Origin of the sequence: Streptococcus uberis (assembly GCF_900475595.1) — a bacterium.
Lineage (GTDB): Bacteria > Bacillota > Bacilli > Lactobacillales > Streptococcaceae > Streptococcus > Streptococcus uberis.
This window is the reverse complement of record NZ_LS483397.1, coordinates 1,796,243-1,810,020: the sequence shown is the minus strand read 5'-3', so window position 1 is coordinate 1,810,020 and position 13,778 is coordinate 1,796,243. Positions and strand designations below refer to the sequence as shown.

Sequence of the window (13,778 nt, the reverse complement as noted above, 5' to 3'; positions counted from 1 at the left end):
TTTATCCAAAATAGAGAGTATAGAGTCTTTTTTTAAAATGTATAATCTTTAATTGAAATATAATTGGAACTTATTTCTTCAAAAATATGTCGTTACAAAAATTTGAAAAAATTGTGAAAAAACATTCAAAAAGATTGAAAATTTGATAGTAAAGAGTTAATATAGTAGTGAACGCAAAATTTAAAGGGGTATATTATGTCACATATTACATTTGATTATTCAAAAGTGTTAGGACAATTTGTAGCACCACATGAACTTGACTATATGCAAATGCATGTCTCTGCAGCAGATGCAGCACTTCGTCAAGGAACTGGACCAGGATCTGAAATGACTGGTTGGTTAAACTTACCAGAAGATTACGATAAAGCTGAGTTTGATCGAATTTTAAAAGCTGCTGAAAAAATCAAAGCTGACAGTGAAGTATTAGTGGTTATTGGTATCGGTGGTTCTTATCTTGGAGCTCGTGCTGCTATTGATTTCCTTAACAACTCATTTGTAAACCTACAAACAGCTGAAGAACGTAAGGCACCACAAATTCTTTACGCTGGAAACTCTATTTCATCAAACTACCTTGCTGATTTAGTAGATTATGTCGCAGATAAAGATTTCTCTGTAAACGTTATTTCGAAATCAGGTACAACAACTGAGCCAGCTATTGCTTTCCGTGTTTTCAAAGAACTTCTTGTTAAAAAATACGGTAAAGAAGAAGCTAACAAACGTATTTATGCAACAACTGATAAAGCAAAAGGAGCTGTTAAAGTTGAAGCTGATGCAAACGGTTGGGAAACTTTTGTTGTTCCAGATAGCGTTGGCGGACGTTTTACAGTGTTAACACCAGTTGGACTTCTTCCAATTGCTGCTTCAGGAGCAGACATCACGAAATTGATGGAAGGTGCTAACGCAGCTCGTAAAGACTATTCTTCTGATAAAATTGCTGAAAACCAAGCTTACCAATATGCTGTCATCCGTAATATTCTTTACCGTAAAGGTTATATTACAGAAGTATTTGCTAACTATGAGCCTTCTTTACAATACTTCAGCGAATGGTGGAAACAATTAGCTGGCGAATCAGAAGGTAAAGATCAAAAAGGCATTTACCCAACTTCAGCTAACTTCTCAACTGATTTACACTCATTAGGACAATTTATCCAAGAAGGTTACCGTAACCTCTTTGAGACAGTTATCCGTGTTGACAAACCTCGTAAAAACATTACTATTCCAACTGAAGAAGCTGACCTTGATGGTTTAGGTTACTTGCAAGGAAAAGATGTTGATTTTGTTAACAAAAAAGCTACAGATGGTGTTCTTCTTGCCCACACAGATGGTGGCGTACCAAATACTTACTTGACCATTCCTAGCCAAGATGAGTTCACACTTGGATACACCATCTACTTCTTTGAAATTGCTATCGCTATCTCTGGTTACTTGAATGGTGTTAACCCATTTGACCAACCAGGTGTAGAAGCATATAAGAAAAACATGTTCGCACTTCTTGGAAAACCAGGATTTGAAGAATTAGGTGCAGAATTAGACGCACGTTTATAAAAAAGTAACATATTTCATAAGGTAAAAAGCAATCCTCGATTTAGAGGATTGCTTTTTTTAGGAGTTTTATACAAAAATGCGAATGAAATAGTTTTAAAATTAGTGTTAGAAATTTATCGAACTGCTAAAAAAGTCTGTCTTAATTTTTTGTTGTAAGCGTTTTATAATAAGTCCGTAATCTAAAAAAAGGAGACTATTATGACAGACTGGTTAAATATCGCTGGAAAAACAGTCATTGTTACAGGAGCTTCTTCAGGAATTGGGAAGTCAATTGTTGAAGAATTTTTAAAGCTTGATGTTAAAGTTGCTAACTTTGACATTACAGATAATGAAATAGACCATCCTAATCTTTTTTATGTAAAGGTTGATGTTACTTCTCGTAAAGAAGTTGAGGAAGGTGTGGCAAAAGTGATAGAACATTTTGGTACGGTTGATGCCCTCGTTAATAATGCTGGAATCAATATTCCAAGATTACTTGTTGATCCTAAAGATCCACATGGGAAATACGAGTTGGATGATGCAACTTTTGATAAAATCACAAGTATTAATCAAAAAGGTCTTTATTTGGTTAGTCAAGCTGTTGCCCGTATCTTAGTTGAAAAAAAATCTGGTGTCATTATTAATATGGCTTCAGAAGCAGGATTAGAAGGCTCTGAAGGTCAAAGTGCCTACGCAGCAACAAAAGCTGCTGTTTATTCTTACACGAGATCATGGTCAAAAGAGTTAGGAAAACATGGCGTTCGTGTGGTAGGTATCGCTCCTGGAATAATGGAGGCAACTGGTTTACGAACATTGGCATATGAAGAGGCATTAGGTTATACTAGAGGAAAAACAGTTGAAGAAATTCGAGCAGGTTATTCTTCTACAAGTACAACACCGCTTGGCCGTAGTGGTAAATTGAGTGAAGTTGCTGATCTTGTTGCTTACTACATATCAGACCGTTCAAGTTATATTACAGGTATTACAACCAATGTAGCAGGTGGTAAAACAAGGGGATAGATACTAGCTAGAAAGGTGAGTCGTGGCATTAGTTAATCGTTGGTATGATATTTTAGAAAACTTAGTGATTCAAAATCAGATGTCTTTTGACACCTTAAAACAGAATTTAAAAATAAGTTCACAAACTTTGAACAAAAGTATTGAACAGTTAAATGCTGTTTTAGATGGCGATGTTGAAATCATTCAAAAAAATAATCAACTAGAGCTAGCAGTATATGACTATGCTAGGCTTGAAACGATTTTAGCAGGTAGTTTACGCAAAACAAGTGATTTTAATTCGGCAAGTAAACGAGTTGCCTATTTGTTGAAACGCCTTCTTGAATCATCTTCGTCAACTTTTATTGACGACCTTGCAGAGGAAATTGGTGTTAGTCGAAGTACCATTAATAAGGATCTCCGAACGGCAAAGTTAGTTGCTGAAAACTATCACGTCTCTATAAAAGGAATTCCCAATAGAGGTGTTCAACTTTTGGGGCATGAATTGCAATTGAGACTTTTATTTATCCATGAAGTCAATAATTATTTTGAAATCGATACTTTGAAAGAAGAGAGTTATCTGTTTTTAGAACAACTCTATCAAACCTATCGACTACCACTCAAAATCCAGGAACTCTTAACCAAGAGTATTGCCATTAGCATCAAGCGTATACAAACGAATCATCATTTATTAGAAAGTATTCCCTTTTACAGTAATGAAGTCAATTCAGACGCATTTATGGAAGAGTTGGTTTATCATTTGGAAATAGCCTACCGAATTTCCTTGAGTCAATTTGAAAGAGACTTTATTTCCTTTGCTTTAAACACTCAATACATTGACAGTTTATCTTATCAAGAGGGAGGGGTAAGTCAAGAACTCTTGAACCTATATCAAGAAATGGTTGAAGAAGTTAAAGATAGCCTTTTGATTAACTTTGATCAAGAAAAACTCTTTGTTGAAATGCACACGCATTTAAAATTTTTAGTTAATCGTCTCATTTTTCATATTCAAGCTAATGATCTTTTTCATGGGGAAATTAAGCAGAAATACCCTTTAGCATTTGAAATGGCAACAGTAGCAGGAAAAGTCTTAGAAAAAAACTTTGCTACTCGAATCGAACTGTCAGAATGCAGTTATTTGGCGCTATACTTTGAACTCATTATGAGAGAAAAAGAAGACCAAATTGTTCAGACAAAGATGAAGAAAATAGCAGTCGTTTGCACCACAGGAAGAGGAACAGCGAATATGATCTGTAGGCGCCTAGCTAAGGTTCTGGGACCAGATATTGTCATTTCGCAATTTTCTGAGGAGCAGTTCAATCCTGAAAAAGATGATAATTACTTTGCTATTTTTACAACAGTCCCCTTGAAATTTGGCCAGCTAAAATCTCCACTGGTTCAAATCACTAATCTTTTTAACGATCAGTGGCTGCAAAATGAATGGCAAAAAGTTCAACATATTCATCAGCGAAGACAAAAAAGCAATACAGTACGTTTCATTCGTTTGGAGGAAGAATCCACTTATGAAACCTATTTAATTAAAATGGCAACTGCTTTAGTTGATGAAGGTTTAGTTGACCTGGCTTTTCCAGAAAGAATTCTTCAAAGAGAAGAGAAACAATCCACCCTATTTGGCAATCAAATTGCCTTTCCCCACACCCTCAATCTACTTGATCAGAATCCGGTATTAATGGTCGGTATTTTGGAGAAACTCTTTGTGGCGGGGAGTCAGGAAGTTGCCCTCATTTTTATGGTAGCTATTCCAAAATCAGTTGAAGAAGATACCGAGACAGAGTTGTTAGAAGTCTATGATGATATCTTTAGGATAGCTAGTGATAAATGTTTGTGGAATGAACTGCAACTGCTTAAGTCTCAGGAAGAGTTTAATCAATTTATTGCGGAAAAAGGAGTATTTTAATGGATAAAATCGTTATATTTGGCATTATAGTCATCCTTGCCTATGTAGTACAGATTATTTTAGGAATGAAACAATTGAAGCATTTTAATAAGGTATATGCTGAGCTCCGTAAAAAAGGACGTGTTGCTATTGGCAGACGGTCTGGGAAAATTAAATCAGGTACCATTGTTATGTTTGCTATTGACAAGGAAGGTCTTGTTTTAGATGCGCGTAAAATGCAAGGTGTTACAGTTGCAGCTCATTTCAAACAGATGCCAAATTTTATCGGTCAAGATATTCATTATTTTGATACCTATAATCCCTTGGTCAGAAATGAAAACAAATTGGTTCAGATTGCTATTGAGGATGCACGGGAATTGTTTCTAAGAATGGAAGCAGGCTCTTACCAGGATGTTTCAAAATATGGCTCAGCCTTTGATTTAGACTTTTACTTAAAAAGTTTAAAAAATCGACTTAAATATCAATTTAAAAAATAAAAGGAGTTTACGATGGATTACATTACAAAATTCGCAGAAGGTTTTATGAAGTTATTTCAATTAGGTGGCGACACATTTATTAGTTGGATGACAGGAATCGTACCAGTTGTCCTAATGCTTTTAGTTGCCATGAATGCATTTATTGCTTTACTTGGTGAAGAGCGAGTGAATAAATTAGCAGCTGTTTCTGCTAAAAATCCAGTAAGTCGTTACATGATTTTACCATTTATTTCAGCATTTATGTTAGGTAACCCAATGGCTATTAGTATGGGTAGATTTATGCCTGAATATTATAAACCTAGTTATGTTGCTTCACAGATGCAGTTTTGCCACACATCTAATGGTGTTTTTCCCCATATTAATCCAGGTGAATTGTTTGTCTGGTTAGGGATAGCAAGTGGTATTAAAACGTTAGGATTGAGTCAAATGGAGTTGGCTATTCGTTATCTACTTGTTGGTTTAATTATGAACTTTGTTAGTGGATGGGTAACCGATTTTACGACTGCATATGTTTCTAAACAACAAGGCATCACATTGAGTAAAACAGTTAATCTTGATTAGGAATGAGGAGACTATAAAATGGCTTATCAAAGTATTAAAGTTGTCAAAGGAAGTGGTGGTTTTGGAGGACCTTTAGTCATTACGCCAACACCAGAAAAACATAAATTTATTTACATTACGGGTGGTGGTGAGAAACCAGAAATAGTAGATAAAATTGTGGAACTAACGGGAATGGAAGCTGTTAATGGTTTTAAAACATCTATTCCGGATGATGAAATTGCACTTGCTATTGTTGATTGCGGAGGAACTCTACGTTGTGGGATTTATCCTAAAAAAGGAATCCCTACCATTAATGTTGTTGCAACAGGTAAGAGTGGACCTTTGGCACAGTATATTACCGAGGATATCTACGTCTCAGCTGTTGGTGTCAATCAAATATCATTAACTGATGAAGCAGCAAGTGTTGCAGCAAGTGACCAAGAAAGCCCTAAGGCTGCTACTTATGATACAAGTAAGAAAATAACAGAGCAACGTGCGGAATCTAGTTTTGTAGCTCGAATTGGTATGGGTGCTGGTAAAATTGTGGCAACCTTTAACCAAGCAGCACGTGATGCTATTCAAACAATGCTTAATACCATCTTGCCTTTCATGGCCTTTGTATCACTTTTAATTGGTATCATTCAAGGTTCAGGTGTCGGAAATTGGTTAGCTAAATTGATGGTACCACTTGCTGGAAATGTATGGGGACTTGTTATTATTGGATTTATTTGTTCATTACCATTTTTATCACCACTTTTAGGACCAGGTGCTGTTATTTCACAAATTATTGGGACGTTAATAGGAGTTGAAATCGGTAAAGGTAATATTCCACCTCAAATGGCATTACCGGCTTTATTTGCCATTAATACACAAAATGGTTGTGATTTCATTCCAGTTGCTTTAGGATTGACTGAGGCAGATTCAGAAACGGTTGAAGTTGGGGTGCCATCTGTTCTTTACTCACGTTTCTTAAATGGTGTTCCTCGTGTTATTGTGGCATGGATTGCAAGTATTGGACTTTATCAGTAAAATAGTAATAGAAAATTTTGTAAAAAAAGGGGAAGTTAATATGGTAAAAATATTTGAAACGAAAGTGACGGCTGTCGGTATGGAGGCAGATAGTATGATAGACAACGCTAATATGCTCATTCTCTTTGGAGAAGGTGCTCCAGCTGATCTTGCAGAATTCTGTTATACTATTGACAACAAAAGTTTAAGTGGAGCAATTCATGAAGGTAGTATCTTGTCAATTAATCAAATAGATTATAAAGTGACTTCTATTGGTAGTGTTGTAGAAACAAATTTGAAAAATTTGGGTCACATTACCATCGCTTTTGATGGCTCAACTGAGGGATCTTTACCCGGAACATTGCACGTTGAAGGTCAGGAACTTCCTCGAATTACTGAAGGGAGTATGATTGCATTATATAGTTAAGACTACCTTTGATTTACCAGGAAAAGACTCCCCCATATACTAAAAAGCCTGTTAGGGCTTTTTTTTGTCAATATAGCCTAAAAGAATACTCATTTTCTGAAAATTTGTTATAATAAAAAAAATGATTTTGAGGAGATGCTTATGACTGTACAGAAAATGACTGCCCAAGAGATTATTGCCTTTATTGGTAATGCAGAGAAAAAAACCAGTGTTAAGGTGACTTTTGAAGGGGAGTTATCAGCACCAGTACCTGAATCAGTTCTAAAACTAGGGAATGTTCTTTTTGGAGACTGGAAAGCTATTGAGCCTCTACTCGTTGATTTAAAAGAAAATGTTGACTTTATTGTGGAACAAGATGGTCGGAATTCGGCTGTTCCCTTATTAGACAAACGTCGGATTAATGCTCGTATTGAACCTGGAGCTATCATTCGTGATCAAGTTGTTATTGGTGATAATGCTGTGATTATGATGGGGGCTATTATTAATATTGGAGCTGAAATTGGTCCTGGTACGATGATTGATATGGGAGCTATTCTTGGTGGACGTGCAACAGTTGGTAAAAATAGCCATATCGGAGCTGGAGCAGTTTTAGCCGGCGTTATTGAACCAGCTTCAGCAGAGCCTGTACGTATTGGTGATAATGTCCTTGTAGGGGCTAATGCTGTTGTCATTGAAGGTGTTCAGGTTGGCAATGGCTCTGTTGTTGCGGCTGGAGCTATTGTTACTGAGGATGTTCCTGAAAATGTTGTTGTTGCGGGGGTCCCTGCTCGAATCATTAAGGAAATTGATTCTCAAACACAACAAAAAACAGCACTTGAAGACGCTCTACGTCTTATTTAAAAGTTTAGGAATCGGTGAAAAATCCTGTGGTTTCCACGGGATTTTCTTTTAAAGGAGTTAACTTATGCTAGATTTAATTGCTATCCGCCGTCAACTGCATCAAATCCCTGAAATCGGCTTGGAAGAATATCAAACACAAGCTTTTTTACTTTCTGTTATTGAGCAGCTTTGCCAAGACAAACCATTCATCCAGATCAAGACATGGAAGACTGGTATTTTAGTTTTTTTGAAAGGCTACGCCCCTGAAAAAACGGTTGCTTGGCGCTCAGATATGGATGGTTTACCAATAACTGAGGAGACTGGCTTAGCCTTTGCCAGTAAGAACCAAGGGAGGATGCATGCTTGTGGACACGATATTCATATGACCATGGCTTTGGGTCTTTTAGAGGCTTTGGTGGAAAAGCAGAGCAAACATAACATGCTCTTTATCTTCCAGCCAGCTGAGGAAAATGAGGCTGGTGGGATGTTGATGTATCAATCTGGTGCTTTGGATGAGTGGATGCCAGATGAAGTCTATGCTTTGCATGTTCGTCCAGATTTACCTGTTGGGACGCTAGCTAGTAATCGAGCAACGCTTTTTGCAGGGACTTGTGAGGTTAAGGTAAGCTTTAAGGGAAAAGGGGGACATGCTGCTTTCCCTCATCATGCCAACGATGCCCTAGTTGCTGCGTCTTATTTTGTGACCCAAGTGCAAACAATTGTTTCACGTAATGTTGATCCGATTGAAGGTGCAGTTGTCACTTTCGGATCGCTTCATGCTGGAACTACCAACAATGTGATTTCTCAAGAAGCCCTTTTACATGGGACTATCCGTACCTTGACACATGACATGAGCCAGTTAACACAGAAACGTCTGACTGAGATGGCTGAAGGTATTGCAAAAAGCTTTGGATTAGAAGTGGATGTTCACTTAAAGCAAGGTGGTTACCTTCCTGTTGAAAATAACCCCGAGCTTGCTGATGAATTGATTTCTTTCTTTAAGGAAAGTGATACAATCAATATGATTGAATGCTTGCCAGCCATGACAGGTGAAGATTTTGGCTTCTTATTAAGCAAGGTGAAAGGCGTTATGTTCTGGTTGGGTGTTGACACACCTTACCCCCTACACCACGCTAAAATGAGCCCAGATGAAGGAGCTATCAAGCAGGCCTTACCAGAGATAAAGGCATTTTTAGGAGAAAAAGTAAATTCATAATAACAGCAAAAAGGAAGAAGCAACTGCTTCTTCCTTTTAACGATCAAAAGAGCATCCTATTGCTAGGATGCTCAGGAGATTTATGAAAAGGGAGATAAGAGGGAACTTATCTCCCCAACGGTTTGGGAGACCGTTATTTAGGATAGTCTTATCATAAGCTATCAACCTTAAAGATTTCTTAACTCGTTTTCGTTTAGGTCTTGTCTTTTTAATTTTTTGATGAGAATTAAACTTGACGGAATGAGAATCAGGAGACTGCCTATCCAGGCTGCTGGATTAGCTGAAGCCACACCAACAAAACCAAAGTATAACAGGCCAATAATGGCGACTCCTGCTCTCATGACTAATTCCATAATGCCTGCTAAAGTAGGAACAAAACCGTATCCGAGACCTTGAATGAAACTTCTTAGTATAAATAGGATGGCTAAAATCCAATAAAGAGAGCCATTAATCAGATAATAGAGATAGGCTAAATGGAAAACAGCTGGATCAGCCTTACTAATGAAAATGCCAGAGAAAAAGCGGTGTTGGAAAATTAACAGAATAGCAAAAAGAACAGACCAAATAATACAGATAATGAGTGAATCTTTAAGACCCTCAAGGATTCTTTTATAAGCTTTAGCGCCATAGTTCTGAGCTGTAAAGGTTGACAAGGCTAAGCCCAGATTTAACATCGGTAGCATGGCCAGTTGGTCTGTTTTACTGGCAATAGCAATAGCTGCGATAGCTTCAGTCCCCAACTTATTAATGGTTACCTGCAGTGTAATGGCTCCAATGGCTATAATACTAGCCTGAAATGCCATGGGAAAACCAAGGCGAGCATGATTTCTGAGATTTTCCCTATCTAGAGTCAAATCGTCTTTCTTTAGTCGGAAATGGGGGATCTTTTTGTTGATGTAAAGGATCAAATAGAGTACGGAGAAAGCTTGCGCAATAATAGTAGCAATTCCAGCACCTAGTACACCCATTTTAAAATAAAGAATAAAGAGAAACTCGAGTAGAATATTTAAAATACTGGCGATAATGAGTGAGATGAGAGGGGTTCTTGAATTCCCTAAACTTCTAATCGCACTGGAGAGGTAATTGAATAAAATGGTGAAAATCATACCCCCAAAGATAGCCAGTAAGAAGTCATAGGCATCCGCTACTAAATTGATTGGGGTCTGCATGATCAGCAAAAGGGGTTTCAAAAAGATAAGTGAAATGACCGTTAAGACCAAACTAACAAGAACTGAGTAAAAGAGTCCATGAACGAAGCTTTCTTTTACGCCTTTCTGATCATCTGCTCCAAATCGTTGTGCGGTCACAATGGTTAAGCCAGAGGTAAGTCCCTGGGCGAATCCGAGGACCAAAAACATTAAGCTTCCTGTGGCCCCCACACTGGCAAAAGCATTTTGACCCAGGGTGTGACCAACAATGATACTATCTGCGAAATTATAAGTGAGTTGAAAAAAACTTCCAATTAAAAGTGGAAGAGTGAAGGCTAAGATGACGGTAATAGGATTACCTTTTGTAAGATTTTGCATGATTGTCTCCGAATTTGCTAGTCATTCCTTTCTATTCTACCTTTTGTCTTAGAAAATGGCAACACGGTTTCAGGTTCAGGATTCCTTGAAAATGAGAAATTGTGATAAAATGGGGTTATGTTAAAAAAAGAATTACGTCAGACGGTACTTGCTAGAATGCGAGGCCTAGATAAAAGAGAGAAGTCCCAAAAAGATCTCCTCTTATTAGAAAGTGTCTTATCGTCAAAAGCTTATCAAGAGTCGCATGTTATTACGACTTATTTAGCCATGCCTAATGAATACAAGACAGCTTTGCTTATTCAAGAAGCACAAAAAGATGGTAAGAGAATTCTTGTGCCTAAAACCTATCCAAAAGGTAAAATGATTTTTGTGGACTATGATCCCAAAGATTTGGTCCGAACAAGCTTTGGTTTGTTAGAACCTCGGAGTGATGTAGCCGTTCCAAAGGAAATGATTGATGTGATTCATGTTCCCGGTGTAGCTTTTAATCCAGATGGTTTTAGGATAGGATATGGTGCTGGTTATTATGATCGCTATTTAGCGGATTATAGTGGAAAAACGTTTAGTACGATTTATGCTTGTCAACAGATGGCATTTCAACCTGAAGAACATGATGTTGCGGTTCAGGAGGTCTTTTGTCAATGACTTATCATTTGAAAGAAAAACCAGTTACTTTCTTTTTCTTATCAGTAACCATCTTGCTATTTATAGTCATGCAAGTTTTTTATGGTAGTTTGGCTAAAAGTCCTCAAATTGTTTTTCAATTTGGCGGCATGTTTGGTCTGGTTGTCAAAAGTATGCCTTCTCAGTTGTGGCGATTGGTGACTCCTATTTTTATTCATATTGGATGGGAACATTTTTTGATAAATAGTTTAACTCTGTATTTTGTAGGGCAGTTAGCAGAAAGCATCTGGGGGTCTCGGTTTTTCTTGTTGCTTTATGTTTTATCTGGAATCATGGGCAATGTGATGACTCTCTTTTTCACTCCTCATGTCGTTGCTGCGGGGGCCTCAACCTCATTGTTTGGCCTATTTGCAGCTATTGTTGTGGTGGGATATTTTGGTCACAATCAGCATCTGAAAAGCATAGGGAAGTCCTATCAGACTTTGATAATTTTGAACTTGGTGATGAATCTTTTTATGCCCAATGTAGGTATAGTGGGGCACCTAGGTGGGGCTCTAGGAGGAGCTTTGGCAGCTGTTTTTCTACCGACTTTGGTTGATGCAGAGCTTTTCACGAAAAAACAAAAAACTTCAGCTTTACTTTCCTACCTTACGATAGCACTGGTACTCATCACCTTGTCTTTAATGATTTAATGGAAAAAGCAGTCCTTTTTGGACTGCTTTATTTGCTTTCTTTAGTATCTTGTGCTTTTTCTAATTCTTTACCCAATTTGATAATATAAGCTTTTAGGTCATCTTTGACTTGATGGTGTTTTAGGGCATAATCGATAGATGTTTTCATGAAGCCAAACTTGTCTCCAACATCGTAGCGATTGCCAGTAAACTCACGAGCAAAAACACGTTGTGTTTTGTTGAGGGTATCGATAGCATCAGTTAATTGGACTTCGTTTCCGGCGCCTGGTGCTTGATTTTCAAGAATGTCAAAAATTTCAGGTGTTAAGAGATAACGTCCAATGATAGCAAGGTCGCTTGGTGCGTCCTCAGGTTTTGGCTTTTCAACAAAGGTATCCACGCTATATAAGCCATTCAAGGCTTTGCCGTTTGGAGCAATGACACCATAAGAGGATACTTCATCGTGAGGAACTTTCATTACGGCTATTGTAGAAGCATGTGTTGTTTCATAATCGTCCATTAATTGTTTGGTTAATGGGACAGCTTTGGTATTTGTAATGTCCATCAAATCGTCACCAAGCATAACAATGAAGGGTTCATTTCCTACAAAAGCTTTTGCTTGTAAAACAGCATCCCCTAAGCCTTTGGGATGACTTTGACGAATGAAATGCAAGTTTATAGAAGTGGTTTCATCCACTAATTTTAAGAGTTCAGTTTTCCCTTTTTCTTGCAAATTATATTCGAGTTCAAAGTTGGAATCAAAATGGTCTTCAATGGAGCGTTTTGATTTTCCTGTTACGACCAAGATTTCTTCAATGCCAGAACGCAAAGCTTCTTCTACGATGAATTGAATGGTTGGTTTGTCAACGATGGGTAACATTTCCTTAGCGAGAGCTTTTGTTGCTGGTAAAAAACGTGTGCCAAGTCCGGCAGCTGGAATAATGGCTTTTCTTACTTTAGTCATCACATTTCCCTTCTTCATTTTATTTGATATTAGTGCCACTCATTTTCGGAACGGAATTCATTTGACATCATTCCCAGAATGCTTTCTTTGATTCCTGCACCTTCATAAATGGATTTATAAATAGCAGTTGTAATCGGCATATATACCCCTAATTCTTGGGCAATTTCATAGGCTACTTTTGTGGTTGAAATACCTTCAATGACCATGCCCATGTTGCGTTCGATATCTTCTAATTTTTCGCCACGTCCTAAAGCATCGCCAGCACGCCAGTTGCGAGAATGAACAGAAGTACCTGTAACGATTAAGTCACCGACGCCAGATAAACCACTGTAGGTTAGTGGATCTGCTCCCAATTTAACCCCTAAACGTGTTATTTCTGCGAGCCCACGTGTAATGACAGCTGCTTTTGCATTGTCCCCATAGCCTAAGCCGTGGAGAGCACCTGCGCCTACAGCTATAATATTTTTTAAAGCACCAGCTGTTTCGACTCCGATGACATCGCTGTTAGTATAAAGTCTGAAATAATGGTTGCTAAAAAGAGCTTGTACATACTTGGCTGCTTCAAGGTCTCGAGATGCAGCAGTAATTAGGGTAATGTCTCGAACAATGGTTTCTTCCGCATGACTTGGTCCAGAGACGACCACAATTTCACTACGAAGTTCTGCAGGGACTTCTTCTGAAATAACAGTTGAAAGGCGTTCATGCGTTCCTGGTTCTAACCCTTTAGAAGCATGCATCATGATAACTTTATGATCTAACGTTTCAGCTACTTGTTTAGCGACTAGACGTGTCACTTTTGTTGGAACTACAAATAAAATAGCATTAGCATCTTTTAGTGCTTCTTTTAAATCTGTAGTGGCTTTTATCTTTTCATCAATAACAATATCTTTGAAATAGCGCGTGTTTGTATGTTTTTGATTGATTTCATCAATTTGTTCTTGAGAATCTCCCCAGAGACATACTTGGTGGCCGTTATCATTTAAGACTTGAGCCAGAGCAGTACCCCAAGAACCGGGACCTAATATGGCAATTTTTTCATTTGACATTTCTTTTCTCCTTTAAGAGTCAT

Annotated in this window: 14 protein-coding genes; 11 read left to right on the top strand and 3 right to left on the bottom strand. The window is 37.8% G+C overall.

Annotated features, from left to right (window positions below; genetic code table 11):
* The first annotated feature begins 195 nt into the window (after window positions 1-195).
* The 9 genes from DQM95_RS09280 to DQM95_RS09240 all read left to right on the top strand — a co-directional run bounded on the left by DQM95_RS09280 (window position 196) and on the right by DQM95_RS09240 (window position 8,924).
* Window positions 196-1,545, top strand: coding sequence for a glucose-6-phosphate isomerase (locus DQM95_RS09280; protein WP_037592569.1), 1,350 nt, complete (start codon window positions 196-198; stop codon window positions 1,543-1,545).
* 198 nt (window positions 1,546-1,743) lie between these two features.
* Window positions 1,744-2,544 carry an SDR family oxidoreductase gene (locus DQM95_RS09275; RefSeq protein WP_037592570.1) on the top strand — a complete coding sequence of 267 codons (801 nt, stop codon included), beginning with the start codon at window positions 1,744-1,746 and terminating at the stop codon, window positions 2,542-2,544.
* 22 nt (window positions 2,545-2,566) lie between these two features.
* Window positions 2,567-4,438 carry a BglG family transcription antiterminator gene (locus DQM95_RS09270; protein WP_037592572.1) on the top strand — a complete coding sequence of 624 codons (1,872 nt, stop codon included), beginning with the start codon at window positions 2,567-2,569 and terminating at the stop codon, window positions 4,436-4,438.
* The gene (locus DQM95_RS09265; protein WP_015911996.1) at window positions 4,438-4,914 is read left to right on the top strand and encodes a transcriptional regulator GutM; all 477 of its coding nucleotides are present in this window, start codon (window positions 4,438-4,440) and stop codon (window positions 4,912-4,914) included. Before DQM95_RS09270 ends, DQM95_RS09265 begins: the two co-directional genes overlap by 1 nt.
* Window positions 4,915-4,926: 12 nt before the next feature.
* Window positions 4,927-5,475, top strand: a complete 549-nt coding sequence (gene srlA / locus DQM95_RS09260; protein ID WP_037592574.1) for a PTS glucitol/sorbitol transporter subunit IIC — start codon at window positions 4,927-4,929, stop codon at window positions 5,473-5,475.
* Window positions 5,476-5,493: 18 nt separating this feature from the next.
* A complete protein-coding gene (gene srlE, locus DQM95_RS09255) occupies window positions 5,494-6,483 on the top strand; it encodes a PTS glucitol/sorbitol transporter subunit IIB (RefSeq protein ID WP_015911994.1) in 990 nt (329 codons plus the stop codon).
* 40 nt (window positions 6,484-6,523) lie between these two features.
* Window positions 6,524-6,889 carry a PTS glucitol/sorbitol transporter subunit IIA gene (locus tag DQM95_RS09250; protein ID WP_015911993.1) on the top strand — a complete coding sequence of 122 codons (366 nt, stop codon included), beginning with the start codon at window positions 6,524-6,526 and terminating at the stop codon, window positions 6,887-6,889.
* 141 nt (window positions 6,890-7,030) lie between these two features.
* Window positions 7,031-7,729 carry a 2,3,4,5-tetrahydropyridine-2,6-dicarboxylate N-acetyltransferase gene (gene dapD, locus DQM95_RS09245; RefSeq protein ID WP_015911992.1) on the top strand — a complete coding sequence of 233 codons (699 nt, stop codon included), beginning with the start codon at window positions 7,031-7,033 and terminating at the stop codon, window positions 7,727-7,729.
* A 64-nt stretch (window positions 7,730-7,793) separates the two neighbouring features.
* Window positions 7,794-8,924, top strand: a complete 1,131-nt coding sequence (locus tag DQM95_RS09240; RefSeq protein WP_111686010.1) for an N-acetyldiaminopimelate deacetylase — start codon at window positions 7,794-7,796, stop codon at window positions 8,922-8,924.
* Between the two features lie 167 nt (window positions 8,925-9,091).
* Here the strand turns inward: DQM95_RS09240 and DQM95_RS09235 are convergent, their stop codons facing one another.
* Complete coding sequence (locus tag DQM95_RS09235; protein ID WP_037592577.1) at window positions 9,092-10,450, bottom strand: MATE family efflux transporter; 1,359 nt, start codon at window positions 10,448-10,450, stop codon at window positions 9,092-9,094.
* A gap of 117 nt (window positions 10,451-10,567) precedes the next feature.
* Here DQM95_RS09235 and DQM95_RS09230 point away from each other — a divergent pair, with 117 nt between their 5' ends.
* Window positions 10,568-11,095 carry a 5-formyltetrahydrofolate cyclo-ligase gene (locus tag DQM95_RS09230; protein WP_037592578.1) on the top strand — a complete coding sequence of 176 codons (528 nt, stop codon included), beginning with the start codon at window positions 10,568-10,570 and terminating at the stop codon, window positions 11,093-11,095.
* Window positions 11,092-11,766: a rhomboid family intramembrane serine protease gene (locus DQM95_RS09225; RefSeq protein WP_037592579.1), complete on the top strand. Its 675-nt coding sequence runs from the start codon at window positions 11,092-11,094 to the stop codon at window positions 11,764-11,766. Before DQM95_RS09230 ends, DQM95_RS09225 begins: the two co-directional genes overlap by 4 nt.
* Before the next feature lie 28 nt (window positions 11,767-11,794).
* Here the strand turns inward: DQM95_RS09225 and galU are convergent, their stop codons facing one another.
* Both galU and DQM95_RS09215 read right to left on the bottom strand, forming a co-directional pair.
* Window positions 11,795-12,709 (bottom strand): UTP--glucose-1-phosphate uridylyltransferase GalU, encoded by a 915-nt coding sequence (gene galU / locus DQM95_RS09220; RefSeq protein WP_046388849.1) that lies wholly within the window; start codon window positions 12,707-12,709, stop codon window positions 11,795-11,797.
* Between the two features lie 29 nt (window positions 12,710-12,738).
* Window positions 12,739-13,755 (bottom strand): NAD(P)H-dependent glycerol-3-phosphate dehydrogenase, encoded by a 1,017-nt coding sequence (locus DQM95_RS09215; RefSeq protein WP_015911984.1) that lies wholly within the window; start codon window positions 13,753-13,755, stop codon window positions 12,739-12,741.
* Between the last annotated feature and the right edge of the window lie 23 nt (window positions 13,756-13,778).

What these genes read in the sequence shown, in the direction of transcription:
- DQM95_RS09280 (WP_037592569.1), top strand. Translation starts at nt 196, where the DNA reads ATGTCACATATTACATTTGATTATTCAAAAGTGTTAGGACAATTTGTA.
- DQM95_RS09275 (WP_037592570.1), top strand. Translation starts at nt 1,744, where the DNA reads ATGACAGACTGGTTAAATATCGCTGGAAAAACAGTCATTGTTACAGGA.
- DQM95_RS09265 (WP_015911996.1), top strand. Translation starts at nt 4,438, where the DNA reads ATGGATAAAATCGTTATATTTGGCATTATAGTCATCCTTGCCTATGTA.
- srlA (WP_037592574.1), top strand. Translation starts at nt 4,927, where the DNA reads ATGGATTACATTACAAAATTCGCAGAAGGTTTTATGAAGTTATTTCAA.
- srlE (WP_015911994.1), top strand. Translation starts at nt 5,494, where the DNA reads ATGGCTTATCAAAGTATTAAAGTTGTCAAAGGAAGTGGTGGTTTTGGA.
- DQM95_RS09250 (WP_015911993.1), top strand. Translation starts at nt 6,524, where the DNA reads ATGGTAAAAATATTTGAAACGAAAGTGACGGCTGTCGGTATGGAGGCA.
- dapD (WP_015911992.1), top strand. Translation starts at nt 7,031, where the DNA reads ATGACTGTACAGAAAATGACTGCCCAAGAGATTATTGCCTTTATTGGT.
- DQM95_RS09240 (WP_111686010.1), top strand. Translation starts at nt 7,794, where the DNA reads ATGCTAGATTTAATTGCTATCCGCCGTCAACTGCATCAAATCCCTGAA.
- DQM95_RS09235 (WP_037592577.1), bottom strand. Translation starts at nt 10,450, where the DNA reads ATGCAAAATCTTACAAAAGGTAATCCTATTACCGTCATCTTAGCCTTC.
- DQM95_RS09230 (WP_037592578.1), top strand. Translation starts at nt 10,568, where the DNA reads ATGTTAAAAAAAGAATTACGTCAGACGGTACTTGCTAGAATGCGAGGC.
- DQM95_RS09225 (WP_037592579.1), top strand. Translation starts at nt 11,092, where the DNA reads ATGACTTATCATTTGAAAGAAAAACCAGTTACTTTCTTTTTCTTATCA.
- galU (WP_046388849.1), bottom strand. Translation starts at nt 12,709, where the DNA reads ATGACTAAAGTAAGAAAAGCCATTATTCCAGCTGCCGGACTTGGCACA.
- DQM95_RS09215 (WP_015911984.1), bottom strand. Translation starts at nt 13,755, where the DNA reads ATGTCAAATGAAAAAATTGCCATATTAGGTCCCGGTTCTTGGGGTACT.